At 65.8% G+C, this 24,323-nt stretch carries 21 protein-coding genes; 20 read left to right on the plus strand and 1 reads right to left on the minus strand.

Features of this window, described 5'->3' with window-relative positions:
* The first annotated feature begins 176 nt into the window (after window positions 1-176).
* From ABTW65_RS01735 to ABTW65_RS01780, 10 genes are all read left to right on the plus strand, one after another.
* Entirely contained in the window at window positions 177-1,187 is a 1,011-nt protein-coding gene (locus tag ABTW65_RS01735) for a hypothetical protein (RefSeq protein WP_350658049.1), read from the plus strand.
* A gap of 25 nt (window positions 1,188-1,212) precedes the next feature.
* A complete protein-coding gene (locus tag ABTW65_RS01740) occupies window positions 1,213-2,544 on the plus strand; it encodes an NtaA/DmoA family FMN-dependent monooxygenase (protein ID WP_350658050.1) in 1,332 nt (443 codons plus the stop codon).
* 395 nt (window positions 2,545-2,939) lie between these two features.
* The gene (glnT, locus tag ABTW65_RS01745) at window positions 2,940-4,238 is read left to right on the plus strand and encodes a type III glutamate--ammonia ligase (protein WP_350658051.1); all 1,299 of its coding nucleotides are present in this window, start codon (window positions 2,940-2,942) and stop codon (window positions 4,236-4,238) included.
* 30 nt (window positions 4,239-4,268) lie between these two features.
* A complete protein-coding gene (locus ABTW65_RS01750; RefSeq protein ID WP_350658052.1) occupies window positions 4,269-5,165 on the plus strand; it encodes a class II glutamine amidotransferase domain-containing protein in 897 nt (298 codons plus the stop codon).
* Window positions 5,153-5,836 carry a GltB/FmdC/FwdC-like GXGXG domain-containing protein gene (locus tag ABTW65_RS01755; protein ID WP_350658053.1) on the plus strand — a complete coding sequence of 228 codons (684 nt, stop codon included), beginning with the start codon at window positions 5,153-5,155 and terminating at the stop codon, window positions 5,834-5,836. Before ABTW65_RS01750 ends, ABTW65_RS01755 begins: the two co-directional genes overlap by 13 nt.
* Window positions 5,836-7,158: an FMN-binding glutamate synthase family protein gene (locus ABTW65_RS01760; protein WP_350658054.1), complete on the plus strand. Its 1,323-nt coding sequence runs from the start codon at window positions 5,836-5,838 to the stop codon at window positions 7,156-7,158. The genes ABTW65_RS01755 and ABTW65_RS01760 overlap by 1 nt, the downstream gene beginning before the upstream one ends.
* Window positions 7,159-7,210: 52 nt before the next feature.
* Window positions 7,211-7,684, plus strand: coding sequence for a HutD/Ves family protein (locus ABTW65_RS01765; protein ID WP_350658055.1), 474 nt, complete (start codon window positions 7,211-7,213; stop codon window positions 7,682-7,684).
* Window positions 7,681-8,859: an NAD(P)/FAD-dependent oxidoreductase gene (locus ABTW65_RS01770; protein WP_350658056.1), complete on the plus strand. Its 1,179-nt coding sequence runs from the start codon at window positions 7,681-7,683 to the stop codon at window positions 8,857-8,859. Before ABTW65_RS01765 ends, ABTW65_RS01770 begins: the two co-directional genes overlap by 4 nt.
* Window positions 8,856-10,094, plus strand: a complete 1,239-nt coding sequence (locus ABTW65_RS01775) for an allantoate amidohydrolase (protein ID WP_350658057.1) — start codon at window positions 8,856-8,858, stop codon at window positions 10,092-10,094. Before ABTW65_RS01770 ends, ABTW65_RS01775 begins: the two co-directional genes overlap by 4 nt.
* Before the next feature lie 9 nt (window positions 10,095-10,103).
* Entirely contained in the window at window positions 10,104-10,754 is a 651-nt protein-coding gene (locus tag ABTW65_RS01780) for a helix-turn-helix domain-containing protein (RefSeq protein ID WP_350658058.1), read from the plus strand.
* 276 nt (window positions 10,755-11,030) lie between these two features.
* Here ABTW65_RS01780 and ABTW65_RS01785 read toward each other — a convergent pair whose 3' ends face one another.
* Window positions 11,031-12,314, minus strand: a complete 1,284-nt coding sequence (locus ABTW65_RS01785; protein ID WP_350658059.1) for an anthranilate synthase component I family protein — start codon at window positions 12,312-12,314, stop codon at window positions 11,031-11,033.
* 146 nt (window positions 12,315-12,460) lie between these two features.
* Between ABTW65_RS01785 and folP the strand changes: the two genes are divergently transcribed.
* The 10 genes from folP to purU all read left to right on the plus strand — a co-directional run bounded on the left by folP (window position 12,461) and on the right by purU (window position 24,233).
* Window positions 12,461-13,300, plus strand: a complete 840-nt coding sequence (gene folP, locus ABTW65_RS01790; RefSeq protein WP_350658060.1) for a dihydropteroate synthase — start codon at window positions 12,461-12,463, stop codon at window positions 13,298-13,300.
* Window positions 13,301-13,693: 393 nt separating this feature from the next.
* Entirely contained in the window at window positions 13,694-15,100 is a 1,407-nt protein-coding gene (locus tag ABTW65_RS01795; protein ID WP_350658061.1) for an NAD(P)/FAD-dependent oxidoreductase, read from the plus strand.
* A complete protein-coding gene (locus ABTW65_RS01800; RefSeq protein WP_350658063.1) occupies window positions 15,097-15,894 on the plus strand; it encodes an SDR family NAD(P)-dependent oxidoreductase in 798 nt (265 codons plus the stop codon). Before ABTW65_RS01795 ends, ABTW65_RS01800 begins: the two co-directional genes overlap by 4 nt.
* 169 nt (window positions 15,895-16,063) lie before the next feature.
* The gene (locus ABTW65_RS01805; RefSeq protein WP_350658064.1) at window positions 16,064-17,386 is read left to right on the plus strand and encodes a hypothetical protein; all 1,323 of its coding nucleotides are present in this window, start codon (window positions 16,064-16,066) and stop codon (window positions 17,384-17,386) included.
* 28 nt (window positions 17,387-17,414) lie between these two features.
* The gene (locus ABTW65_RS01810; protein WP_350658065.1) at window positions 17,415-18,881 is read left to right on the plus strand and encodes an aldehyde dehydrogenase family protein; all 1,467 of its coding nucleotides are present in this window, start codon (window positions 17,415-17,417) and stop codon (window positions 18,879-18,881) included.
* Window positions 18,878-19,870 (plus strand): amidohydrolase family protein, encoded by a 993-nt coding sequence (locus ABTW65_RS01815; RefSeq protein ID WP_350658066.1) that lies wholly within the window; start codon window positions 18,878-18,880, stop codon window positions 19,868-19,870. Before ABTW65_RS01810 ends, ABTW65_RS01815 begins: the two co-directional genes overlap by 4 nt.
* Before the next feature lie 20 nt (window positions 19,871-19,890).
* Complete coding sequence (gene folD, locus ABTW65_RS01820) at window positions 19,891-20,733, plus strand: bifunctional methylenetetrahydrofolate dehydrogenase/methenyltetrahydrofolate cyclohydrolase FolD (RefSeq protein ID WP_502890532.1); 843 nt, start codon at window positions 19,891-19,893, stop codon at window positions 20,731-20,733.
* Between the two features lie 46 nt (window positions 20,734-20,779).
* Window positions 20,780-21,742, plus strand: coding sequence for an alpha/beta fold hydrolase (locus ABTW65_RS01825; protein ID WP_350658068.1), 963 nt, complete (start codon window positions 20,780-20,782; stop codon window positions 21,740-21,742).
* Window positions 21,743-21,757: 15 nt separating this feature from the next.
* Window positions 21,758-23,107 carry an LLM class flavin-dependent oxidoreductase gene (locus ABTW65_RS01830; RefSeq protein WP_350658069.1) on the plus strand — a complete coding sequence of 450 codons (1,350 nt, stop codon included), beginning with the start codon at window positions 21,758-21,760 and terminating at the stop codon, window positions 23,105-23,107.
* A 283-nt stretch (window positions 23,108-23,390) separates the two neighbouring features.
* The gene (gene purU, locus ABTW65_RS01835; RefSeq protein ID WP_350658070.1) at window positions 23,391-24,233 is read left to right on the plus strand and encodes a formyltetrahydrofolate deformylase; all 843 of its coding nucleotides are present in this window, start codon (window positions 23,391-23,393) and stop codon (window positions 24,231-24,233) included.
* Window positions 24,234-24,323: the final 90 nt, after the last annotated feature.

Here is a 24,323-nt window from a genome sequence, read left to right on the forward strand (position 1 = left end):
ATGTCCAAGTTCTCGTCCTGGATCGGCTCGTTGGGGCGATGTGGTCGACCGCGCCGCGCAAAACCCTTGACGACGTCGAACATTACTAGTGTAATCTCCTGTCGGGCAAGCGGGGTGGCTTGTTGTCAGGTCAAGAGAACATGACATCCGTAAGGTCAAGCCGACGAGAGGGCCAGATGACCAACGAGCAACAGAAGTATCGAGTCGCCATCGCCGGAGTTGGCGCGCAAGGCGCGCGCATCATCGACCACCTCTGCGAGCTCGGCCACGAACTTGTTGGCGCGGTAGATGTGGGCAATAAGGTGGGTAGGTCACTTCGGTCCTTCACGACTTCTTCGCGCGTACCAGATGTCCGTATCGGCGGCTCCGTATCCGAGCTGTTGACCTTCGACCGCCAGCCCGAGATCGTCGTCCTCGCTGCATCGACCGACGCTCGTTCCCAGTTGGCGTTGGCTGGCGAGATCCTCGATCGCGGAGTCAATGTCATCACCCTCCATCCGGACTTGTTCGCGCGCGACGACTCGTGGGCTCTTGACCTCGAGGCCAAGGCCATCGCTGGCGGGTCGAGCTTCATGGCGAGTGGGGTTCAAGACACCTGGTGGGTTCAGGTTCCAGCTCTTGTTGCCTCCAGCAGCGTTGGGATCCATGCCATCCGGGTGACTAGCACCTTGTCTCTAGCTCAGCTCTCGGGCTCCATCGGTGACGAGATCGGGGTCGGCGTAACTGCCGATGAGTTCGCGCCGTATGCAGACGCGATGATGAAGATGCCTGCGACCCTCGGGGCGCCTCTGCTCGAGGCAGCTAGACGCATAGGAGTCGTGGCTGGCGAGCCGATCCGCGGGGTCACGCCCGTCATAGCTGAGGCCCCGTATGACTGGGAATCCGGTTCTCGAGTCATCCCGATAGATCGTGTCGCTGGTATGCGGGAGAGTTTCGCGTTCGACACCGACAAGGGTGTTCGTTTCGAAGGTGTCATCGAAATCCTCCCCATCGCCGAGGCAGAGACAGCCGATGAGTTACACGTCCTCGGCACCCCCGAGCACCACTTGCGCTACGCGCCGTTCCCCGGTTTCGAGATCACCAACGTTGGTCTGGTGGCCCGGATCCCGGACGTCGTGAATGCGTCCCCAGGTCTGATGTTCTCGGCCGACATGCACGCGGCAACCCCCCAGTTCCCCCGGGCTTAAGTGCCCCGCTTCCAGGAGAGTTCCCATGGCTCGTCGTCAAGCAGTGTTGTCCCTCATCGTCGACTCCTGGGGCGGAATGCACCCCGGAGCTTGGCGGGACCCGGCCGCGCCCGTCGACCCGGCGATGGACTTCGCCTGCGTCAAGCGACTTGTGCAAACGGCAGAGCGGGGCAAACTGCACGCCTTCTTCCTTGCCGACAGCCTGGGCCATGCCCTGGAGCAAGAGTCGGGCCTCCTCTCCAGAACAGCCAGTGTCTCCAGATACGAGCCGTTCACCTTGTGCGCGGCACTGGCTACCGTCACCGATCGGATCGGTCTCGCGCTCACCGCGAGCACGACGTACGCAGAACCGTTCAACATTGCTCGCCTGTTCGCCTCGTTGGATCATCTCTCCGGCGGTCGCGCGGCTTGGAACATCGTGACCTCCACGGCCGAGGCCGGGTCGAACTTCAACAACTTCCTGCTCGAGCGCGAAGAACGCTATGCGCGAGCCGCTGAGTTCTACGACGTGGTTTCAGGTCTGTGGGACAGCCTCGAGGACGACGCCTTTCTGCGCGACAAGGAGAGCGGCCACTTCTTCGACCCCGGCAAGCTTCACGCACTGGGCCACCGTGGAGACTTCTTTTCCGTCGAGGGTCCGCTGAACATCAGTCGGCCGATTCAGGGCCATCCCGTGATCGCGCAGGCCGGCGCGTCGCCCAGCGGGCTCTCCTTCGCTGTCAAGACGGCCGAAGTACTATTCACCCTCGGAGCGGAGCTCAATGCGGCCCGCGGCTTCTATGCTGACGCCAAAGCCAAGGCTGCCGAGCTGGGCCGGGATCCCGATCACATGCTTGTTCTTCCCGCGTTGGACTTGGTCCTCGGCCGGACGCAGTCGGAGGCCGACGATCGCATGGCGCGGTACGACTCGCTGGCTGACCCTTCTATCGGCATTGAGCGGATCAAGGGCCTCACCGGTTTCGATCTCTCGCCCTTTGAACTGGATGGGCCGGTGCCCGACTTCCCGACGAACGAGCACTGGTCGCAAACGATGCAGGAGTACTACCTCAAGTTGGCGCGGGAGCAGTCACTCAGTGTTAGGCAGTTGGCGCAGGTTGCAGTGCGGTTCGGCACGGTGGCCATGACTCCCCAGGGTGCGGCCGACTACATTGAAGAGCACGTCATGACAGAGGCCGCAGACGGCTTCAACCTGGTCTTCGCTGACCATATCCAGTCACTGGAGCTCTTCGTGGACCACGTCGTCCCAGAGCTTCAGCGTCGCGAGGTCTTCCATCGCGACTACGTGGGATCAACGTTGCGGGAAAATCTGGGACTCCCACGCCCGCAGAATCGCTACGAGACCGTGCTCGATCAGTAGACCGCGTCGACGAGTGCTCCATTGGTGGCAGGCACTGGACGGAACTGTAGACACCTGGATCGTCCACACGATGCCCTGATCCGCCATGTTTCTCAACGGCCGAGTGTCCGCGGGGAACACTACGCGTCCTCACATGCGCCATTCGATCGCGCTGAGACTTAGGTGTGTGCGACCTTCTGCTCGCCTTCGTCCGGCTTTAACACGTGCGGCCGGGGTCGCGATGTCGCTGGCTGCGCAGACGAGACTCTCGGCCCAGTCCAGTGCTCTCGATCGCCCCGGCATGAGTGCCGGAGCGAAGAGTGGGCCTGGACCTTCGTCCTTGCGAAACAACAAGGAAACATCGATGATGTTCACTGTGAATACACAGTGATTCACGATAAGAAACGGAGTCGAAGATGGAGACGTTGAAGGAGCTGGCCGAGCAGGCGGGCATCCGGTTCATCCTCGCGCTGTTTGTCGACCTGCGCGGCAAGCCGTGCGCCAAGCTGGTCCCGGTTGAGGCCGTGGACGAGCTCGCGGAGGACGGCGTCGGCTTCGCCGGGTACGCCGTCGGCGCCATCGGCCAGGAACCCAAGGATCCCGACCTGATCGCGATCCCCGACATCACGTCGTTCACACCGATCCCGTTCGTCAAGGAGGGGCTGGCGCTCGTCCACTGCGACCCCCACGTCAACGGCAGGCCGTGGCCGTACGCACCGCGAGTGATCCTGAAGTCCGTCATCGCCAAGGCCGCGGCCATGGGCTTCCAGCCCTGGGTCGGCGCCGAGGTCGAGTACTTTCTCGTCCAGCGCAACGAGGACGGCTCGCTCCGCACGGCCGACGCCGCCGACGACGCTGACCAGCCGTGCTACGACGCCCGCGGCGTCTTCCGGATGTATGACCACCTCACCTCGATCTCCACCGCGATGAACGATCTCGGCTGGGGCAACTACGCCAACGACCACGAGGACGGCAACGGGCAGTTCGAGCAGAACTTCGCGTACGCGGACGCATTGACCACGGCCGACCGGGTCGTCACGCTGCGCTACCTGCTCTCCGTCATGGCCGCCGATCGCGGCATGGTCGCGACCTTCATGCCGAAGCCCTTCGGGGACCGGACTGGCAGCGGATTGCACCTCCACCTCTCGCTGACCTCCCAGGACACGGCGGTCTTCCCCGGGGAGGACGAGTCCGGGCTCGGATTGTCGCCGACGGCGTACTCCTTCGTCGGGGGGATCCTCGAGCACGCCCAGGCGCTGCAGGGGCTGATCGCGCCGACCGTGAACTCCTACAAGCGCACCGGCGCAGTCGCCACGGCCTCGGGCGCCTCGTGGGCGCCGCGCACCCCGACGTACGGAGGCAACGACCGTACGCACTACATCCGGGTGCCCGACAACCAGCGGATCGAGATGCGCGGGGGCGACGCTGCGGCGAACCCGTATCTCGCCGTCGCCGGAGCCCTCGGTGCCGGGCTCGACGGGATCGAGCGCGGCGTGCATCCGGGGCCGATCGGTAGCGGTCCGGCCGGCGAACTGCCCGACACGTTGCTGCAGGCCATCGACCTGATGGTCGCCGACCCGGTGGTCTGCGGGGTGCTCGACGCGGTCGGCCCCGGGGTCGCCGACTACTTCGCCGACCTGAAACGGGCCGAGTTCCGCGAATACCACGCTGCGGTCAGCGCGTGGGAGATCGACCGCTACCTCACCGCCTTCTGACACGAGCTGACACGAGAGGAACTGACCACGATGTGTGGAATCGTCGGGTTGCACCTGCGCAACCCCGAGCTCTACCCCCGGCTGGGGGAGATGCTCGCCGACATGCTGGGTGAGATGCAGGACCGCGGCGCCGACTCCGCCGGTGTTGCCGTCTACGGAGACCCGACCTGGACCCCCGCGGGTCACGGCGCGGTCTCGCTGCTCGAGCTCGATCTGCCCGCCGCCGAGGTCGCCACCGCGATCGGTACGTCGCTGGGCAGCCTGGTCGACGTACGTCTGCTCGACGCGACCCTCCTGGTGACCGCGCCGGTCACCTCCGAGGCCCTGCTCGCTGCCGCACGGTCCGCCTTCCCCGACGCGCTCGTCGCCGGGTTCGGTGTCGATCTCGCCGTGCTCAAGGGTGTCGGTGCGCCGCGCGACCTGGCTCGCGACTGGTGCCTGGCCGGCGCCCAGGGGTGGCAGGGTGTCGGTCACACCCGGATGGCCACCGAGTCGGCGGTGACGCCCAGCGGGGCGCATCCGTACGCGGTCGGCCCGGAGCAGTGCCTGGTGCACAACGGATCGTTCTCGAACCACGCGACCATACGGCGCGAGCTGCGCGCCGCGGGCATCGAGTTCGACAGCGAGAACGACACCGAGGTGGGCGCTCGCTTCGTTGCGAAGGCGCTGGCCGACAGCAAGGATGTCGAGGTTGCGCTGAAGGAGCTGTGCGCGACCTTCGACGGCTTCTACACGTTGCTGGTGTCGAACCGCGACTCCTTCGCGGTCGTACGCGACACGATCGCGTGCAAGCCAGCGGTCATCGCCGAGACAGACGACTGGGTGGCGATGGCGAGCGAGTACCGCGCGCTCGCGGGGCTGCCCGGTGTGGAGAACGCCCGTATCTGGGAACCCGAGCCCGAGGTGGTGTACGCATGGACCCGCTGATCTTCGACCTCTCGGCCACGCCGTTGCGCGAGGTCAACGCCGCCCTGCACGCGGCCGATCTCGACGGGGAGATCGTCATCGACAAGCCGGCGGGGGCGCACAGCGTCGCCGTCGGCCTCGACGCCCCGGTGAAGGTGAGCGTCGAGGGCCACGTCGGCTATTACGCCGCCGGGATGAACCAGCAGGCCGAGGTCGTCATCGCCGGCAACGCCGGCACCGGCGTCGCTGAGAACATGATGAGCGGAACGGTCGTGGTGCGCGGCAGCGCCTCGCAGTCCGCGGGCGCCACCGCCCATGGGGGTCTGCTCGTCATCGAGGGGGATGCCGCCGCCCGGTGCGGCATCTCGATGAAGGGCGTCGACATCGTGGTCGGCGGCAACGTCGGTCACAGCTCCGCGTTCATGGCGCAGGCCGGACGGTTAGTTGTCCGAGGCGATGCCGGCGAGGGCCTGGGCGACTCGATCTACGAGACCCGGATCTACGTACGCGGAACCGTCGCGTCCCTCGGGGCCGACTGCGTGGCCAAGGAAATGAGGGCCGAGCACGTCGAGGAGCTCGCCGGGCTGCTCAAGGCGGCCGGCTTCGAGGGCGACGACCTCTCGGCGTACACGCGCTATGGGTCGGCGCGCTCGCTCTACCACTTCCACGTCGACAACACGGGGGCCTACTGATGACTACCAGGAACTGGGGGCTGCGCGAGTCGGCCACCTTCGACCGGCAGACCATCGCCGCCATCCAGCGGGCCGCCGAGACCGGCATCTACGACATCCGCGGCGGGGGCGCCAAGCGGGCTCTTCCGCACTTCGATGACCTGCTCTTCCTCGGCGCCTCGATGTCGCGCTACCCGCTCGAGGGCTACCGCGAGCGCTGCGACACCGACGTCATCCTCGGCTCGCGCTTCGCGAAGTTCCCGCTGCACCTGGCCACCCCGGTGACCATCGCGGGCATGTCGTTCGGTGCGCTGAGCGGTCGTGCGAAGGAGGCGCTGGGCCGTGGTGCGTCGGAGGTCGGCACGTCGACGACGACCGGGGACGGCGGCATGACCCCCGAGGAGCGCGGCCAGTCCAAGCACCTCGTCTACCAGTACCTGCCCAGCCGTTATGGGATGAACCCCGACGATCTCCGCAAGGCCGACGCGATCGAGGTCGTCCTCGGCCAGGGCGCGAAGCCCGGCGGTGGCGGCATGCTCCTCGGGCAGAAGATCTCCGAACGGGTGGCCCTTATGCGCACCCTGCCGCAGGGGATCGACCAGCGCTCTGCGTCGCGGCACCCCGACTGGACAGGGCCCGACGACCTGGCGATCAAGATCAACGAGCTGCGCGAGATCACCGACTGGGAGAAGCCGATCTACGTCAAGGTCGGCGCGACCCGTACCTACTACGACGTGAAGCTTGCCTGTCACTCCGGCGCGGACGTGGTCGTCGTCGACGGCATGCAGGGTGGCACCGCGGCCACCCAGGACGTCTTCATCGAGCACGTCGGCATCCCGACGCTCGCCGCGATCCCGCAGGCCGTCCAGGCGCTGCAGGAGCTCGACCTGCATCGCAAGGTCCAGCTGGTCGTCTCCGGTGGCATCCGCAGCGGCGCTGACGTCGCGAAGGCGATGGCGCTCGGCGCGGACGCGGTCGCGATCGGGTCGGCCGCGCTCATCGCGCTCGGCGACAACGACCCGCACCTCGCCGCCGAGTACGAGGCCCTCGGCTCGGCAGCTGGCTTCTACGACGACTTCCAGGACGGTCGCGACCCCGCGGGCATCACCACCCAGGACCCCGAGCTGGCCGCCCGGTTCGACCCGGTGGCCGGTGGGCACCGACTCGCGAACTTGCTGCGGGTCATGACGATGGAGGCACAGACCATCGCGCGCGCCTGTGGGAAGGCACACCTGCAGCACCTCGAGCCCGAGGATCTGGTCGCGATCTCGATCGAAACCGCCGCGATGGCCCGGGTTCCGCTGGCCGGCACCAACTGGATCCCTGGCCAGGGCGGGTTCTGAGCCGATGCCCGGGCCGGCGCATTCTCTCATCGACAGCGGGGACGTGGCGCCGGTGCCGTGGCGCAACGGGCTCGGTCGCACCCGCGAGCTGCTCGCCGGCCCAGGGTGGCGACTCAGTCTCGCCGACCTGGCCGCACCGGGCCCGTTCTCGTCGTTCCCCGGCAGCGACCGGGTGCACCTGCCCCTTGAGGGCGGCTACACGCTGGTGGTCGACAGTCATCCGCACCACGCCCGTGCTCTCCAGCCGGTCAGCTTCGCGGGTGAGGCTCCGGTGGTGCTGCAGGACCTGGCGCGGCTGACCTCCGCGCTCAACCTGATCACCGACCGGGCGACCTCCACCTGCACGCTCGTCGTGGCCCGCCACGAGGGCACGGTCAGCTTGCCGGCCTACGTCCGGGCGGTCGTGCTGCTCGATCGGCCGGCGCCGCTGGTCGCGGTGGCCGGCGATGAGCCGCTCACCCTCCACCTCACCGGCGGTCCCGTCGCCGAGGTCCACATCCCAGAACTCAAGGAGCATCAGTCATGACCGGCAATCAAGTCGTCATCGTCGGCGGCGGGCTGATCGGCCTCTCGATCGCTCGCGCGCTCACCGAGCGCGGCATCGGCGACGTACTCGTCCTCGAGCGGCGCAGCCTCGCCAGCGGCGGGACCGGCAAGTCCAGCGGCATCGTCCGCGCTCACTACGGCGTGCCGTCGATCGCCGCGATGGCCTGGCGCAGCCTGCCGGTCATCGAGAAACTCGGTGACGCCGTCGGCTTCCGGCAGGTCGGCTACACCGTCATCGTCGGCGAGGAGAACGAGGAGCCGCTGCGCGCCAACATCGCAATGCATCAGTCGCTGGGCATCGAGGCGGAGATGCTCGACGTCGATGAGCTGGCCGCGCTGTGGCCGATGATGAACGTCGAAGACGTCGCCTCGGCGGCGATCGAGCGGCGTGGCGGGTACGCCGACGCCTCCCAGCTCGCGCTCCACTTCGGGCAAGTCGCCCGCGACAAGGGCGCGAAGGTCCGGCAGAACACCCCCGTCGCGCGCATCATGACCGAGGGTGACAGGGTCACCGGCGTCGCGCTGGACTCCGGCGAGGTGATCGAGGCCCGCACCGTGATCGTCGCCGCCGGCTGGTGGTCGGCGAAGCTGCTCGCCGACCTCGGCCTCGACTTCCCGATCGAGGGCTACCGCTCGGAGCTGCTAATCGTCGACGCCGGCGTTCCGCTGGTCGACCTGCCCGTGGTCTCCGACCTGGTCAGTCTCCAGTACTGCCGGATCGAGGGCTCCGGCCAGTTCCTCGTCGGCAACAGCGACCATGGCGACCACGAGAACCGCTACGTCGACCCCGACGACTACTCCAACCTCGCCAGCGAGGCCGGCATCGCGAAGTATGCCGAGAAGGTCATGCACCGCTTCCCGGGCTTCCCCGACCCCTCGGTGACCCATACCTACGCCGGCGTCTACGACGTCCCGCCGGACTGGAACCCGGTCATCGCCCCGGTCGGCCCCGAAGGGCTGGTGCTCTGCGCCGGCTTCGCTGGCCACGGCTTCAAGATCAGCCCGGCGGTCGGGGACCTGGTCGCCGACCTCGTGCTCGAGGGCGACAGCACCGACCCGGACGTACCGGCCCGCGACTTCCGCTTCGATCGGTTCGCCGAGGGCGACCTGCTCCGCAGCCCGCACCCGTACGTCGGCGCGGGGGAGATGCGGTGAGCGACCCGCGCCCGGATACCGTCAGCGGGCTGCTCGCCGAGATCGCCGACATCGGGAGGGATGTGGTGCGAGGCGGGTACTCCAGGCCCGTGCTGTCCGGAGCGGAACTGAACCTGCGCGAGTGGTTCGTCGCACATGCCGACAAGCGCGGGCTCGAGGTGACCACCGACCGCAACGGTGTCATCTGGGCCTGGCATGCGCCCGACGGCAGTTACGCCGACGCCGTGGTCACCGGTTCCCACCTTGACTCCGTCCCCGGTGGCGGCGCCTACGACGGCCCGCTCGGCGTCGCGTCCGCGCTGGTCGCCTTCGACCAGCTCTCTGCCGCCGGTGTCGGTGGGCGGCCCCGGGCGATCGCCGTCTTCCCCGAGGAGGAGGGCTCCCGGTTCGGCGTCGCTTGCCTGGGCTCGCGGGTGATGACCGGAGCCATCGACCCGGTACGTGCGCTGGCGCTGGCGGACCCCGACGGGCGTACGTTCGCGGAGGCGTTGCGCTCGGCGGGCGCGACGCCGGAGCACCTGGGCCCGGACCCCGAGGCCCTGAGCCGGATCGGGGCCTTCGTCGAGCTCCACGTGGAGCAGGGCCGCGGGCTGATCGACCTCGGCCAGCCGGTCGCCGTCGGGTCCTCGATCCTCGGCCACGGCCGGTGGCGGGTGACCCTCTCCGGCGCCGGCAACCACGCCGGCACCACCCTCATGACCGACCGTCACGACCCGATGGTCGCCGCCGGTGCGCTCGTCGTCCGAGTGCGGCGACTGGCCCGGGAAGTCTCCGACGCGCGGGCGACGGTCGGCCGGCTGGTGCCGACCCCCGGCGGCACCAACGTCATCGCCTCACGCGTAGACCTCTGGCTCGACGTACGTCATCATGACGACGCCACCACGCTCGCCCTCGTCGAGCGGATCCGGCAGGAGGTCAAGTTCACGGCAGCGGAGGAGGGGTGCACCGCGGTCATGGTCGAGGAGTCGTTCAGCGCTACGGTCGACTTCGACGCCGCGCTGCGCGACGAGCTCTGCCAGGTGCTGCCGGGCGCTCCGGTGCTCGCGACGGGCGCCGGCCACGACGCCGGAATACTCAAGGCCCATGTGCCGGCCGCGATGCTCTTCGTCCGCAACCCCACCGGCGTTTCTCACGCTCCTGACGAGGCGGTCGAGGACGTCGACGCCGAGCACGGTGCACTCGCGCTGGCACGCACGCTCGAGCGCCTCGCTACCCGCAGACCCTCGACAGCCTAGGCTTCCGGCGTGAGCACCGAGCACGACGACCTAATCCGCAACACCACTGGCATCGCACGCGACCGCGCCCCTGGGGCGGTGGCAGAGGAACTTGCGCTGGAGAATGCGATCGGTGCGAACGTACGCACGCTGCGGCTGCGCTACGAGCTCTCCGTGACCGAGCTGGCCGACCGAATCGGCATCTCCAAGGCGATGCTGTCGAAGATCGAGAACGCACAGACCTCGTGCAGTCTCAGCACCCTGGCCCGCCTTGCTCACGGACTCGATGTCCCGGTCTCCGCGCTGATCCGTGGTGCGGACGGCGAGCGCGAGGCGTCGTACACAAAGGCGGGACAGGGCGCGGAGATCACCCGCACGGGCACTAAGCAGGGCCACGCCTACGAGCTGCTCGGTGCGTTGCGTGGTGAGCATAGGCGGTTGGAGTGCCTGATGGTCACGCTCTCCGAAGACAGCGAGGTCTACCCTCTCTTCCAGCATCCCGGGACCGAGTTCCTGCATATGCTTGAGGGAGTCATGGACTACGGCCACGGCCGGTCCGTTTACCGGATGGAGCCGGGTGATTCGCTCACGCTGGATGGCGAGGGTGCGCACGGGCCGACGAAGCTGGTCCGGCTCCCGGTGCGCTTCCTGTCGGTGATCGCTTTCCCCGACGGGACCTGAGCGGGCAGCGCATGCCGCGGTGGGATATCAGAGGGGTGGGTCGCAACAGTGGCGCATCACCAACCGGGTTGCGAAACCATCTTTCACCGTATGTGCGCACCGGCCGCTGGAGAGCGCGTTCGTCGTAGCCGGAGGACTGTCGATACTTGAAGGACTCGACGAAGGTGTGCTCAATCTGACTCTTGCGGACCTGCAGTTCTGCAGCGTGCGGGGTCGGCGCCTTCGGGATTCCCGCCACCACCCAGCTTCCTGATAGCGACTTGTCCTCCAACGTGATCACACTCCAACCGTTGAGTGCTCATCTTTCCGGAAGCCTGCAAGGGCTTCCAGCAGTCGCGCGGCCTTCCAGGACGACTCGGCAAGCTCGTCCTCGACAGTGGAGTGGACGATGATGCCGCCCCCTGTGCCTAGCCGCCACTGGCCGTCCCCTGCGGTCGTCAGGGACCGGATGACGACCCCAAGGTCTGCGCGGCCGTCCGCGCCTATCCAGCCGAACGCCCCAGCGTATGGTCCACGCGGAGTGGGCTCGACGCTGCGGATTATCTCCATCGTCCGTCGCTTCGGGGCGCCGGTCATGGAGCCGGCGGGGAAGAGCTTACGGATCGCCCCTACCGTCGTCATGTCGGGCCGCAGTTGGCCCTGCACTGTGGACACCAACTGGTGCACGGATTCATAGGACTCCACAAACATCAGGTCAGGTACTGTGACCGTCCCAAACTGACAGACGGTTGCAAGGTCGTTTCGCAGCAAGTCGACGATCATGAGATTCTCGGCCCGGAACTTCGGATCTCTTGCTAGTTGCTCGCGGAGTTGCTGGTCCTCTGCTTGGGATTGGCCGCGAGGTGTTGTTCCCTTGATCGGCCTGGCCTCGATGACACGGTCATCGCCTATCCGGGCATAACGCTCGGGGCTGGAGCTTAAGAGCCACGAGCGTGCGCCGGGCACGTCGTGCTGAATGAAGCCCGCGTAAGGGGCGGGATTGAGTGATCGAAGCCGCAAGTAGGCAGCGGTCGGACTCACTGGGCTACTGGTCGTCACGCGATATGTTAGGTTCACCTCATAGCTGTTCCCAGCATGGAGTTGCTCCTGCACCGCGGCGAACGCGGCCCGATACTCTCTTGGGTCGATGAGATCCGGCATCACCGGTGCGGGAGATGAGCGGGCGCGCAGCCTGGGGTCGATCGGGGAATGCTCGAAGACGTGGACGCGAGAAGGCCGCATCCAGACTGCGTCGGCCTGCTCGGTGTCGACGTGCGCGGGGAGGTCGCCTCGGCTCGAGTATCCGAAGTAGCCGAACCACTGAGCGTCAGGGGGGCCGGACTGGATCTCGTGCTCGAGGGCGTTGAACACGTCGTCGCCAACGGTCTCGGAACTTGCCCCGGTGTGGCGGGTCACCTGGCGCGACGATGCGTTGAAGCTGATCGAGACGTCCGCATCGTCGAGCCATCCGATCATCGAGCGGCTTCCGGACCATGTTCGACCGCCGGCGCCGTCCAGCCAGAAACACCGAGAGTGCCGCGCTGACATCCGTGCGAAGAACGTCTCTATGGATTGATTCATCGTATTCACTCCTTGGAGTCGCTGACATTCGAACAATACAAGTGTAATGTGGATGGTCCGGGCGGTTCGATGAATGCGAGGGCATGGTGAGACTGATTCCCAGGTGCGTGCCCGAGAGTCTGGCTGGGGGCGCCACGTGCCGGATCATGGGCATTCTCAACGTCACTCCGGATTCGTTCTCGGACGGCGGCCGACATCTAGCGGCAGCGGCTGCGATCCAGCACGGCCTCCTGCTGTCCGCGCAGGGCGCTGCCATGGTCGATGTCGGCGGTGAGTCGACACGTCCGGGAGCGAGCCGGACCCCCGCCGAGGTCGAGATGGAGCGGGTCTTGCCAGTCGTCCAGGCGCTGACAAGTGCTGGTGTCTCAGTCAGTATCGACACGACGCGCGCATGTGTGGCAGAAGCTGCCGTTGCGGCCGGGGCTCGTATGATCAACGACGTCAGCGGCGGTCTGGCTGATCCACAGATGGCTGCTGCGGTTTCTCGTCTAGACGTTCCGTACGTAGTGATGCACTGGCGTGGTCACAGTGCTCAGATGCAGAGACGGGCCTCCTACGGCGATGTTGTCGCCGAGGTGCGACGCGAACTTTCGGCTCGAGTTTCCGAGCTCGTATCCCGCGGTGTCAAGCGGGAGCAGATCGTTCTCGATCCCGGGATCGGTTTTGCCAAGCACGCACATCACAACTGGCGCCTGCTCGAATCCGTCGACACTCTCGCCGAACTGGGACATGCACTTCTCGTCGGCGTATCGCGGAAGTCCTTTCTGGCGAGCTCGGACTCCGATCCCGAGCTCGCGGCGTCGATGGATGAGCGTGACGTGGCGACAGCGGCTGCCGGCGCTCTCCTCGCGGGCCAGGTGTCCTGGCTGCGGGTCCATGACGTTCGGGCAAATGTCTTGGCCGTTCGGGTCGCCGAGAAGCTCGGCCACTTCGGTTCGCGACCCGGTACCTACGCGGCGCCCAGCGAGTCGGTGAGGAATGACTAGCTCTTCGCCGGTCGACATGGCGGCGCCAGCGGTTTCGGTCTTCGCGATCGCGCACGTCGCCCGTAAGGAGGTGCTCGCGGTTCGTTCACTTCCCACCGCGATGAGGCCGGGTGCTCAGTGATCTGCGCGTCCGACGACTCCTCATGCCCTCGAGCGCGTCTGCCGGGCCGGACCAAGGGGTCAGTTCGCTGCCGTCGCGTTGCGCGGGTGCCAGTCCAGCGGAGGTGGAGCGGTGGAGAACCATGCGCTAGCCGAGGCTGCTCCTGACCCGGTCGCAGAACGCGAGCGGGCCCGCGCCTACGGCTGAGGTTGCACACAGAGGTTCGATGCATTCCGAATGACTCGGTCGAGCGCTCAGCTCGACCCAGACCGATTAGAAAGTCGAGAAACACCATGGACAAGTCGCTGTTGTCGCACTGGTGGCGCCAGATGGAGGACGCCCACGGGGCGCCGATCCCGGAGCGCGCACCATTGACAGAGGATCGCGAAGCTGACGTTGCGATCGTTGGTGCTGGATACACCGGTCTCTGGACGGCGTTAGAGCTACTCACTGCAGATCCGAGCCTGAGTGTCGTCATCCTGGAGGCCAAGGTCGCCGGATACGGAGCATCTGGCCGTAATGGTGGGGCGGTGGTTGCCCAGGTCAACGGGTCCCGCGAATTCTGGGCTAGGCGAGGAGGAGGGCGTGACGCTGCAGTGAGGATGGAACGCGCCATCCAGAACTCCGTTCATGAGATCGGCAAGGTGGTCGAGCGCGAATCAATTGATTGCGACTACGCTGCCAACGGCATCCTTATGGTCGCGCGGACGCCGTTGGAGGCGCGCAACTTCCAGGCCGGGGTCGCCGAGGACCGGGACTACGGTTTCGGCCCGGAGGACTCCCGATTCCTCGACCGCAACGAGGTTCTGGATCGAATCAACGTGGAGAGCGCGCTGGGCGCGCGGTGGAGCTCTCACTGTGCCAGTGTTGACGGCGGTCGTCTTGCGCGGGGCTTGGCTGTCGCCGTCGAACGTCACGGCGGGGTCATCTACGAGAGCTCCGAGGTAACGCGGATCGAGCCGGGCCGAGCCGACACCGCCCAGGCGACGGTGCGGGCGCGTCATATCATCCGAGCGACGGAGGCGTACACCGGGTCCCTAGAGGGGGAGCGGCGCTCGGTTGTCCCGATCCACACTTCCATGCTTGCCACGGAGGTGCTGACCGAGTCCCAGTTGCAGCAGTTGCGCTGGACCGGCCACGAAGCACTACTTGCTGAGCATCCGTTCCTCCACCTTCAGTTCACCACAGACAACCGCCTGACTATCGGCGGAGACGATCCGCGGGTGCCCTACCACTGGGCGTCTCGCACCGACGCTGACGGGCCAGCATCTCCTAAGGTGGTGGCCCACTATGTCGCCGAGCTGGTAAGGCTTTTCCCGTTCTTGGAGGGCGTACAGGTCGCGAACAGCTGGCAGGGGGTCTTCGGCACCACCAGGCAATGGGCTCCGCACGTCAGCCTCGATCCGTCAACCGGGTTGGGGGAGGCCGGAGGATACGTCGGAGAAGGGCTCGCCGCCTCGAACCTGGCGGGTCGGACCATGCGAGACCTCGTGTTGGGCCGTGACACCGACCTGACTCGTCTTCCGTGGACGAACATGGTGCCTCGTCGGTGGGAGCCGGAACCGTTGCGGATGATCGGCGCCGGAGCTATTTGGGCTGCGCGCGCGTTCGGAGGTGCACGCGAAGTGCGAACGAACAGGCCCTCCCAGCTGGTTGCGCTCGGGAACCGAGCCGCCGGCTTCACGGGGCATCTGGGATGACCGCCGAGATGCGTAGCGTGGAGCAGTCAATTCGCGAGGGTGCGCTCGGAGCCTTTGACCTTTCCGGCAAGGTTGCCGTCGTCACGGGCGGGAGCAGCGGCATCGGTGCGGCCATCGCCCGGGCGCTCAGTCGAGCTGGCGCATCGGTCGTCGTGGGGTACCACCGAGGCGCGGAGCGTGCATCGGAGATCGTGGCCGGACTTGGCGGTGACAACCACCGAGCCATGCAGATACCGCTGGGAGACGCGGGGGCATTGGCGGCGGTTGCAGCCGTTGTCTCGGACATCTACGGAAGGTGCGACGTGTTGGTGAACTCCGCCGGGACAACCAAGCGCGTCGCGCACAACGACTTGGAGACCATGACGCCCGAGCTGTTCGAGTCGCTTATGAGCCTCAACGTCGCCGGGCCCTACGCCGTCATCCGTGCCTTCGTCCCGCTCCTCAAGGCAACTGGGGACGCTGCGATCATCAATGTGTCGTCCGTCTCCGGGCTGACGGCGTCCGGCAGCAACATCGCCTACTGCGCGTCGAAAGCAGCACTGGACAACTTGACGATGTCCCTGGGCCGAGCCCTCGGTCCGGAGGTCCGCGTCCTGGGTGTCGCACCGGCTGCGGTCGATACGGACTTCGTGGGGGGCCGTGGCAGAGACCAGATCGTGGCCCAGGCTGCGACGACGCCGTTGCGGGTGGTCGTACACCCCGACGACGTTGCGACTTGCGTTATCGGCGCCGTCACGCACCTGCGGATCGCTACCGGCACCACTTTGCTCGTGGACGGCGGGAAGCATTTGTAACGACGGGTTCTCGCTTGACCGACCTCACATTACACCTGTAATGTCGGCTTCATCGTCGAGGGCTCATCCGCAGTCTCGAATGACTGAACGGCAGCGGTGAGTTCTGGCCCTGACGACCTGGCCGCCGCCTTTTCGGTGGGTGGTCGGACCACAAGTGCAAGGAGCATTCATGACCGACAGCAAGCAGTTTCGGGCTTTCCGGGGCAGCCATCCCAGTCAGTTCAGCAAGCGCGACGGCCAGCACGAATACACCGGCTGGCAGGACGAGCAATGGGGATGGAAAAACACGGCCTACCTTGGGGACTGGTCGTACGTTCCGGCCATTCGTGTTCAAGGTCCCGAAGCGCTGAAGGTCTTCTCCGACACCTCGATCAACAGCTTCATCGACTTCCCGGTCGGCAAGGCCAAGCACTGCGTGCAGTGCGATGAGAACGGCAAGGTCGTCACCGAGGGAGTGCTCATGCGCCATGGCGAGGAGGACTTCGAGTTCAATGCCACGAGCCCGCAGTGGACGTACTTCAAGATGAAGACCGGCGGCTATGACGCAACGGCTACATTCCCCAGTACCCACAAGCTGCAGGTGTCTGGCCCAAAGGCCCTCGAGATCCTTGAGGAGATCTCAGACACCTCGCTGCGGGACCTGAAGTTCATGTGGACCAAGCCTGCACGCATCGCGGGCCTGCCCGCGATGGTGTTGAGGCAGGGAATGGGCGGCGACATCGGGTTCGAGCTGCACGGCCCGATCACGCAGAAAGAAGCCCTCGAGCGGGCTGTGCTCGAGGCCGGCGAGAAGCACGGCATTCGGCAACGTGGGTGGCGTTGGATGCAGATCAACCACCTCGAATCGTACTTCCCAACAGCCACCGTTCACTATCTCCCCGCGCTGGTGGGGGAGGGCAACGAGGACTACCGAGCGTTCATGGATCACAACCTGCCCCCTGAGTGGGTGGGCACATGGCTCGAAGGTCCCATGCGATATGCCTGGAATCCGACCTTCACGGGCAGCTGGGACGGCGACAGCATCGAGGACCTCTACCGCAGTCCAGTCGAGCTCGGATGGTCCCGGTACATCAAGTTCGACCATGAGTTCATCGGGGCCGAAGCACTCCGCAACGAGCTGGCCAACCCCAAACGCACCGGCGTGACCCTGGAGTTCGACTCCGAAGACATGAAGCGCATCTACGCCTCGATGTTCGACAGCGGCGACGTGTACCGCCTCTTCGAGGTCCCGCACTCGCCGTACTCATTCAATTGGGTGGACAAGGTCCTCAAAGACGGCGTCGAGATCGGGCACTCCGTATATCCCGGTTACAGCATCACGTTCCGCAAGGCCCTCGCCTTGAGCTTCCTCGACCTTGAACACAGCACGCCCGGAACGGAGGTCACTGTGCTCTGGGGCAACCCTGACGAGCCCCAGACAGAGATACGAGCGACCGTTCGGCCCGTTCCGTACAAGTCCGATGCCACCCGTCGTGCGGCTCTCGACGCCTGAGCTGCGCCAGCCCAAACTGAGGAGTGAGATGTCCCCCGCTGCCCCTGTCATTGCGGTCCGTAACCCCCGCACTGGTGAGTACGACTATGAGATCCAGCCACCGTCTGCTAGCGAGCTGGACGAAATCTGTGACGGTGTCCGCTCGGCGCAGCAGGCCTGGGAAGCCGCCGGAGTGGCCCACCGCTCTGCGGTCTTGCGCTGCTGGGCGGACCAGATGGATCTGCGACGTGAGGCGCTGGTGGCTGCCGAGAGCGCTGACACCGGCAGGTTCCGCTTGGCGGGCGACATGGTTGCGGCCACCATCAACGGCATCCGGAGCTGGTGTGACCGTGCCGAGGACCTGATCGCCGGCAACGCGCGAGAGGGAGTCTCGACGATCTGGACCAATGTCAGTTTCCGGTCGCAGCTGCGCGCTTATCCTTTGCTCGGCGTAATCAGTCCGTGGAACCAGCCCATTTTCCTCTCGACCGTCGACGCGATCCCTGCCCTCCTCGCTGGCTGCTCTGTCGTGGTGAAATGCAGCGAGTTCGCGCCCCGGTTCTCGGCGCCCCTCATGGAGGCCGTCCGAGCCGTCCCCGAACTGGCCAAGGTGTTCGCGTTCGTCCAGGGCGCGGGGGAGACGGGCCAGGCCCTCATCGAGCGATCCGACGCCATCTGCTTCACGGGCAGTGTGCCGACCGGCCGCAAGGTGGCCGAAGCATGCGCGCGCCGGTTCATCCCGTGCTTCCTCGAGCTCGGGGGGAAGGACCCTGTTGTTGTGACCGCAAGCGCAGACCTCGATCGGGCCGTCACTGCCGTGGTCCGCGGAAGCGTCTTCGCCACCGGCCAGGTGTGCCACTCCATCGAGCGCGTGTACGTCCACCGCAGCCGATACGAGGCGTTCGTCGAGCGCCTCGTCCAAGCAGCTGAGGAGGTCCGGCTAAGCTATCCCGACGACTCCCACGGACACGTCGGGCCCTTCATTATGGCGCGGCAGGCAGAAATCGCGGACGCCCAGCTCGACGACGCAGTAAGCCGCGGTGCGCGGATCCTCGCAGGCGGCAAGAGCGAGCAGCACGGGGGAGGCGTGTACATGCGCCCCACCGTTCTGGTTGACGTCAGTCACGACATGGACGTCATGACCGAGGAAACCTTCGCGCCCGTCATCCCCGTCATGCCCTACGACGACGAGGAGGAGGCAGTTCGGCTGGCGAACGACACCTCATTTGGACTCTCTGGCGCCGTGATCGCCGGGGACGAGGCGGAAGCGCGCCGGATCGGCGAACGCATCGACGCCGGGGGAATCAGCCTTCAGGACACCACCCTGACGACGGCTATTGTGCTGGATGCCGAGAAGAGCTCGTTCCGAATGTCCGGTCTCGGCGAGTCCCGCATGGGGCCGAGCGCGATCATGAGGTACTTCCGCCGCAAGGTGCTGATGACGAACACGACGACGCCCGTCGACATGACCGATCTCGCGGAGACGCTTCCGCCCACACCGGTGCCTTCGACATGACGTCAATCCGGGGCCACATCGACGTCCACCACCACATTCTGCCCGCAGAGTACGTCGCGGCCGTGGGCGCTGGTGTCATCGGATCGCAGGGCTCGTCGGGTCGTCTGCCGAAGTGGAGTGAGTCCGACTCGCTGGACCTGATGGACGCGGCAGGTATCGCCTCCGCAGTGACCTCCGTGAGTTCGCCGGGCCTGGCCACGCTGCCGGCAGCGGACGCGGCTCGGCTGGCTAGATGCTGCAACGATCTTGCGGCGGAGATGGTCAGTCGTCATCCAACGCGCTTCGGTATGTTCGCGACCGTCCCGATGCACGATGTAGACACCGCGATCGCTGAAGTGGACCATGCCCTTGACGTCCTCGAGGCCGAAGGCGTCTGCCTCTTGTCGAGCTACGACGGCCGCTACCTGGGTGACGCCGCGTACCTACCGTTGCACGAGCACCTCGATGCCCGAGGAGCGGTGGTCTTCGTCCATCCGACCTCGCCGGCGAATCCGGTAGACGTCGCGAGCATGGCGCCGTCGATGCTGGAGTTCACCTTCGACACCACCAGGACGATCGCGTCGCTGCTCGTATCGGGAACCGTGGCTGCCCGCCCGTCGATTCGGTGGATCTTTTCCCACGCCGGAGGGGCCCTGCCCTACCTGGCCGGACGGTTGGAGGTCCTGCTACGCAACAACCGCAGGCTTGGCGACGGGGTGGGGGGCGATCTGCGGCATCTGCTCCGAACCCTCTACTTCGATACGGCTCTCTCTGCGGACGACGTTCACTTCGCCGCGCTCCGCGCGCTCGTGCCGGACACCCAGATTCTCTTTGGCACGGATTACCCCTTTGGGCCCCCTGGACAGATGGCAGACACGGTCAAGCGTCTCAACGGCCTGGATCTGCCACCCGCGACGCGAGAGGCGATCCACTACGGGAATGCCGGGGGGCTATTTCCCCGACTGGTCGCGCCCGCGCCGGCCACCCGACAACGAGAACTCCACCACTGAGAGAGGGAACTATGGCTACCTTGATCGACGGCAAGAAGATTGCTCAGGACGTTCGGGACAACGTCCGGCGCGACGTGGCGGACTTCGTGGACCGGACCGGAATTCGGCCGGCACTCGCCACGGTGCTGGTGGGCGGCGACCCCGCGTCTGCCGTCTACGTCGCGAGCAAGCGCAAGGCCTGCGTGGTTGCGGGCATGGTCGACCGGCACCATCATCTGGAGGCGCACGCCACGCAGACGGAGGTCGAGGACCTGCTCGATGCGCTTGCGGTCGACACGGAGGTGTCCGGGATCCTCCTGCAACTTCCCTTACCCGGGCATCTGGACCGGGAGCCGTTGATCGATCGGATCCCCTCTGTGAAGGACGTCGACGGCCTCGGGACCCTGAGCGCCGGCCTGCTGGCACAGGGGAAGCATGGTCTGCGACCATGCACGCCGCTAGGCGTAATGGAGCTTCTAGCCCGGCTACCGATAACCCTCGAAGGCGCGTCGGTCGTGGTTGTGGGGCGCTCGGCCCTGGTGGGTCGTCCGCTCGCCCAGATGCTCGTACAGGCGAATGCGACCGTGACGGTGGCCCACTCCCGGACCCGAGACCTCGGGGCGATCACGCGGGGAGCGCAGGTCTTGGTCGCCGCCGCCGGCGTTCCCGGGCTCATCGGGGCCGAGCACGTGAGCGAGGGAACAACGGTCGTCGATGTTGGTATCCACCGGACGCCGGACGGCCTCGTCGGAGACGTATCTTTCGACGAGGTCGAGCCCAAGGCGTCCTTCATCACGCCTGTGCCCGGCGGCGTGGGCCCTATGACAATCGCGATGTTACTCCGCAACACCCTCAACGCTGCGGAGCTGCAATGGGGCGGCTGACCACGTCCATTGCAGCCTCGACATTACAAATGTATGATCCGATGAAATGGGAGTCACGACTCGTCGGTGCGCTGCCGGCAGTCGAGTTCGCATCATCGGGATGGCGCTTGGTTTATGCGTCGTCGTGGATCGTGCGCCAGACCATCGTTTCGAGAAGGGATATGAAGTGACGTCAGTGCAGGACAGTGCATTCGAAGGTCGTGCTTGGGATGGCTGGACCGTCCCTGAGATCGTCGACGTGCAAGGCGTCCCCACGGCATTCCGCCGTGGTGGCCGTGGAGAGACGCTCGTCTACCTGCATGGCGGCGGGGGCACGCGAGCTTGGACGCCGCTGCACGCGAAGTTGGCTGAACACTTCGATGTCATCGCCCCAGAGCACCCCGGGTACGGCGACACCCCCCGCGGTTCGGATCAAGACTCATGGGCGGACTACGTCCTCCATTACGACGCCCTGTTCCGGACACTCGGGCTTGTTGACTTCCATCTGGTCGGCACGTCCCTCGGCAGCTGGTTGGCTGCGAACCTGGCTGTGTACTACCCGGACCGCTTCAAGTCGCTCGCCTTGGTGACTCCGATTGGGGTGCTGGCCGAGAGCGACGAGTTCGTGGACCTCTTCCGCCTCACGGCTGAGGAAGAGGCGGACCGAATGTTCAACGGTCGGGCCGAGCGCTACGCCGACGATTTCGAGCAAGAGGGGCCACTCGCTGACGCGGTTCACCAGTATCAGGAGAACAGCACATCGGCGTTACTCATGTGGAACCCGCGGTATGAGCGGAAGTTTGACACCCGACTGGCCAGGGTCAAGATCCCGACCCTCGTGGTCGCCGCCGAGGACGACCGGCTGGCTGGTAACGGCCAAGGCCAGAGGTATGTCGAGCTCCTGCCGCATGCTCGCCTGGTGACGGTGCGAGGCCCTGGTGGCGAGGCGTCCGGGCATGGGTTGCCTATGGAGCAGCCCGCCGACCTCGTCGCCGAGATCGTTAAGCACGTCGCCCGTCGAGGCGAGTGAGAGGAAGTGGAGAAGATGAGCGAGCAGCCGGTGGAGTTCTACGGAATTGTCGAAGGTGGATATCCGAACATCCCCTACGCGGGTGACCGCCCGAAGAAGACCGCCTACGTGGACCTCCCCAACAGCCATTACGACCCGATCCACGGGCAGCGTGTCCTCGAAACCCAGTTGGAACTACTGGCGAGCATGGAGCGGTTCGGGCTCGATGGGGCAGGCTTCACCGAGCAGCACAACGGTCCGATCGGTTCGGTGCCGAATGCGCTGATGGCGGCTGCGTGGCTGGCTGCACGGACCGACCGCATCAAGCTGCTCGTCAACGGGCCACTCATGAATGCTTACCAGTCGCCAGTTCGACTGGCCGAGGAGATTGCGCTCGCAGACGTGTTGTCGAAGGGACGATTGCTGGTGGGCTTGCCGATCGGACTTGGCGCCCAGTACCACTCACTCGGGATGAACCCCGCGACAGCCCGCGAACGCCACGCGGAAGGGCACGACCTCCTGGTCAAGGCGCTGACGGAGCCGGGACCCTTCGAATGGCACGGGAAGTACTTCGACCACAACTACGTCAACATCTGGCCGCGGCCGGCCCACCCGATCGAGTTCAACCTGCCCGGCGGCGGCTCGCTGGAGACACTCGAGTTGGCGGCAAAACGGCGGTATACGTACCAGACCGTCCTAAACGAGCGGCGAGCCATGATTGCAGTGATGAACCGCTTCCGGGACCTCTGTCGGGGCGAGGGCTACGAACCAGACCCAAAGCAATGTGCGGTGGTCGTTGAGATCCACGTCGCCGAGACGGATGCGGAGGCGCGCCGCGAGTGCGAGGCCGGCATCTTGTGGAACTACCAGAACTATTTCGAGGCGCCACTGCACGACAAGTTTCCTCCGGGGTACACGTCCGCAAAGTCCTACCGCGGAATCACTGGTAGCGGCTTCAGCCTGGACACGAAGTCCATGACCTATGACGACCTTGTCGACAACAATTGGCTGGTCGCAGGGTCACCCGAGACGGTGACGGCCAAGCTTCAGGAGCTCATCGCAGACACCGGCGCAGGTCGGCTCTTCCTGGGATTCTCCATGGGGATCAAGCACCGCTGGCTGGTCGAGAAGTGCCTCACGATCTTCTCCGAGCAGGTCCTGCCGCACTTCCGCCCGAACGGCCGACCCCTGTGGGCAGAACCAGAGGCCGAGCAGCACGGATACAGGTCGGCACTGGAGTACGCGACGAAGCGAAAGGCTGATGTCCCAACGCCCAGTTTCGTCCAGGGCGGCTATCTCCGGGATGTCCGCACGGCCCATCTCGACGGCGTCGATGAGCGAATCCGACCCTACCCGGCCGCTGAAACGAATCACGACGCCAGTTAGTCGACGGACCGGGGCATAACGACGGGCTGTCATCCCACGCGGGTGACGGCCCGTCGTCATATCACTATCGAAGTGACGCAGATCTCCAAATCTCCTTGACGGGCCGCAACATTACGTGTGTAATGTACGTCAGATGGTGCGTCGCCCAAGCTCGGCTGGGCACGACGAGCCGTTCACGAATTTCGTCGGCACGGGTAGCGCATGGCGTACGCCGGCCGCCGACATGCAGTAGATGCCCCGGCATGATCGACGGGGCCCAGATCCGAATCTCTAGGAGCGCGCCGTGGAACGTTACGTCCTCACCATGACCTGTTTGGACCGGCCAGGGATCGTACGTGCCTTGGGTGCGAGCATCGTCCGTGCGCAGGGAAACATCACCGACAGTCAACAGTTCTCGGACCCCGAAACCGGGACCTTCGTCGTCCGGACGGAGTTCGAGTCCCCGGAGTCGCTCGACGTTGTACGCGAGAGCGTGTTGGATGGAACTGCGCCGTTCGCTCCCCACGTGAACATGCGGCCCGCGGCTGTGCGCAGACGCGCGTTGATCATGGTGTCGAAGTACGACCACTGCCTGGTCGACCTGCTCTACCGATGGAAGTGCGGCGAGATGCCGGTCGACATCCCGGTCGTCGTGTCGAACCATGAGGACCTTCGCGGCATCGTGGAGGACGCGGGCCTGAAGTTCGTATGCATCCCTGTGACCATGGACACCAAGCGGGAAGCCGAGGCGGAGCTCGTCAACCTCGTCGAGGACAACGACATCGACTTCGTCGTGCTCGCCCGGTACATGCAGGTCCTATCCGACGATCTCTGTCGTGTGCTCGCCGGGCGCGCCATCAACATCCATCACTCGTTCCTGCCGGGATTCAAGGGTGCGAAGCCCTACCACCAGGCCTATGCGCGAGGCGTCAAACTGATCGGCGCCACTGCGCACTATGTCACCGCAGACCTTGACGAGGGTCCCATCATCGAGCAAGCCGTGCACCGGATCGGACACAGTCACACGGCGGAGAAGCTCGTTGAGATCGGCCGTGACACCGAGCGGAGTGTGCTCTCACGCGCCGTGCGTATGCACGCAGAGGACCGCGTTGTTCTCGTGGGTGTGCGGACCGTGGTGTTCGACTGAAAACAATTTCCCCAGCTAGACCCAGCAACCCGAACTCAACCCAAGCCCAATGAAGATGAGCTCTCGCTCGTGCGTGGACGCACGTGGTGA

Source organism: Nocardioides sp. NPDC127503 (assembly GCF_040302165.1).
Lineage (GTDB): Bacteria > Actinomycetota > Actinomycetes > Propionibacteriales > Nocardioidaceae > Nocardioides.

Excerpts from the sequence above, each read along its gene's own strand:
- ABTW65_RS01735 (WP_350658049.1), top strand. The coding sequence starts at position 177 with ATGACCAACGAGCAACAGAAGTATCGAGTCGCCATCGCCGGAGTTGGC.
- ABTW65_RS01740 (WP_350658050.1), top strand. The coding sequence starts at position 1,213 with ATGGCTCGTCGTCAAGCAGTGTTGTCCCTCATCGTCGACTCCTGGGGC.
- glnT (WP_350658051.1), top strand. The coding sequence starts at position 2,940 with ATGGAGACGTTGAAGGAGCTGGCCGAGCAGGCGGGCATCCGGTTCATC.
- ABTW65_RS01750 (WP_350658052.1), top strand. The coding sequence starts at position 4,269 with ATGTGTGGAATCGTCGGGTTGCACCTGCGCAACCCCGAGCTCTACCCC.
- ABTW65_RS01755 (WP_350658053.1), top strand. The coding sequence starts at position 5,153 with ATGGACCCGCTGATCTTCGACCTCTCGGCCACGCCGTTGCGCGAGGTC.
- ABTW65_RS01760 (WP_350658054.1), top strand. The coding sequence starts at position 5,836 with ATGACTACCAGGAACTGGGGGCTGCGCGAGTCGGCCACCTTCGACCGG.
- ABTW65_RS01770 (WP_350658056.1), top strand. The coding sequence starts at position 7,681 with ATGACCGGCAATCAAGTCGTCATCGTCGGCGGCGGGCTGATCGGCCTC.
- ABTW65_RS01785 (WP_350658059.1), bottom strand. The coding sequence starts at position 12,314 with ATGAATCAATCCATAGAGACGTTCTTCGCACGGATGTCAGCGCGGCAC.
- folP (WP_350658060.1), top strand. The coding sequence starts at position 12,461 with ATGGGCATTCTCAACGTCACTCCGGATTCGTTCTCGGACGGCGGCCGA.
- ABTW65_RS01795 (WP_350658061.1), top strand. The coding sequence starts at position 13,694 with ATGGACAAGTCGCTGTTGTCGCACTGGTGGCGCCAGATGGAGGACGCC.
- ABTW65_RS01800 (WP_350658063.1), top strand. The coding sequence starts at position 15,097 with ATGACCGCCGAGATGCGTAGCGTGGAGCAGTCAATTCGCGAGGGTGCG.
- ABTW65_RS01805 (WP_350658064.1), top strand. The coding sequence starts at position 16,064 with ATGACCGACAGCAAGCAGTTTCGGGCTTTCCGGGGCAGCCATCCCAGT.
- ABTW65_RS01810 (WP_350658065.1), top strand. The coding sequence starts at position 17,415 with ATGTCCCCCGCTGCCCCTGTCATTGCGGTCCGTAACCCCCGCACTGGT.
- ABTW65_RS01815 (WP_350658066.1), top strand. The coding sequence starts at position 18,878 with ATGACGTCAATCCGGGGCCACATCGACGTCCACCACCACATTCTGCCC.
- ABTW65_RS01825 (WP_350658068.1), top strand. The coding sequence starts at position 20,780 with ATGGGAGTCACGACTCGTCGGTGCGCTGCCGGCAGTCGAGTTCGCATC.
- ABTW65_RS01830 (WP_350658069.1), top strand. The coding sequence starts at position 21,758 with ATGAGCGAGCAGCCGGTGGAGTTCTACGGAATTGTCGAAGGTGGATAT.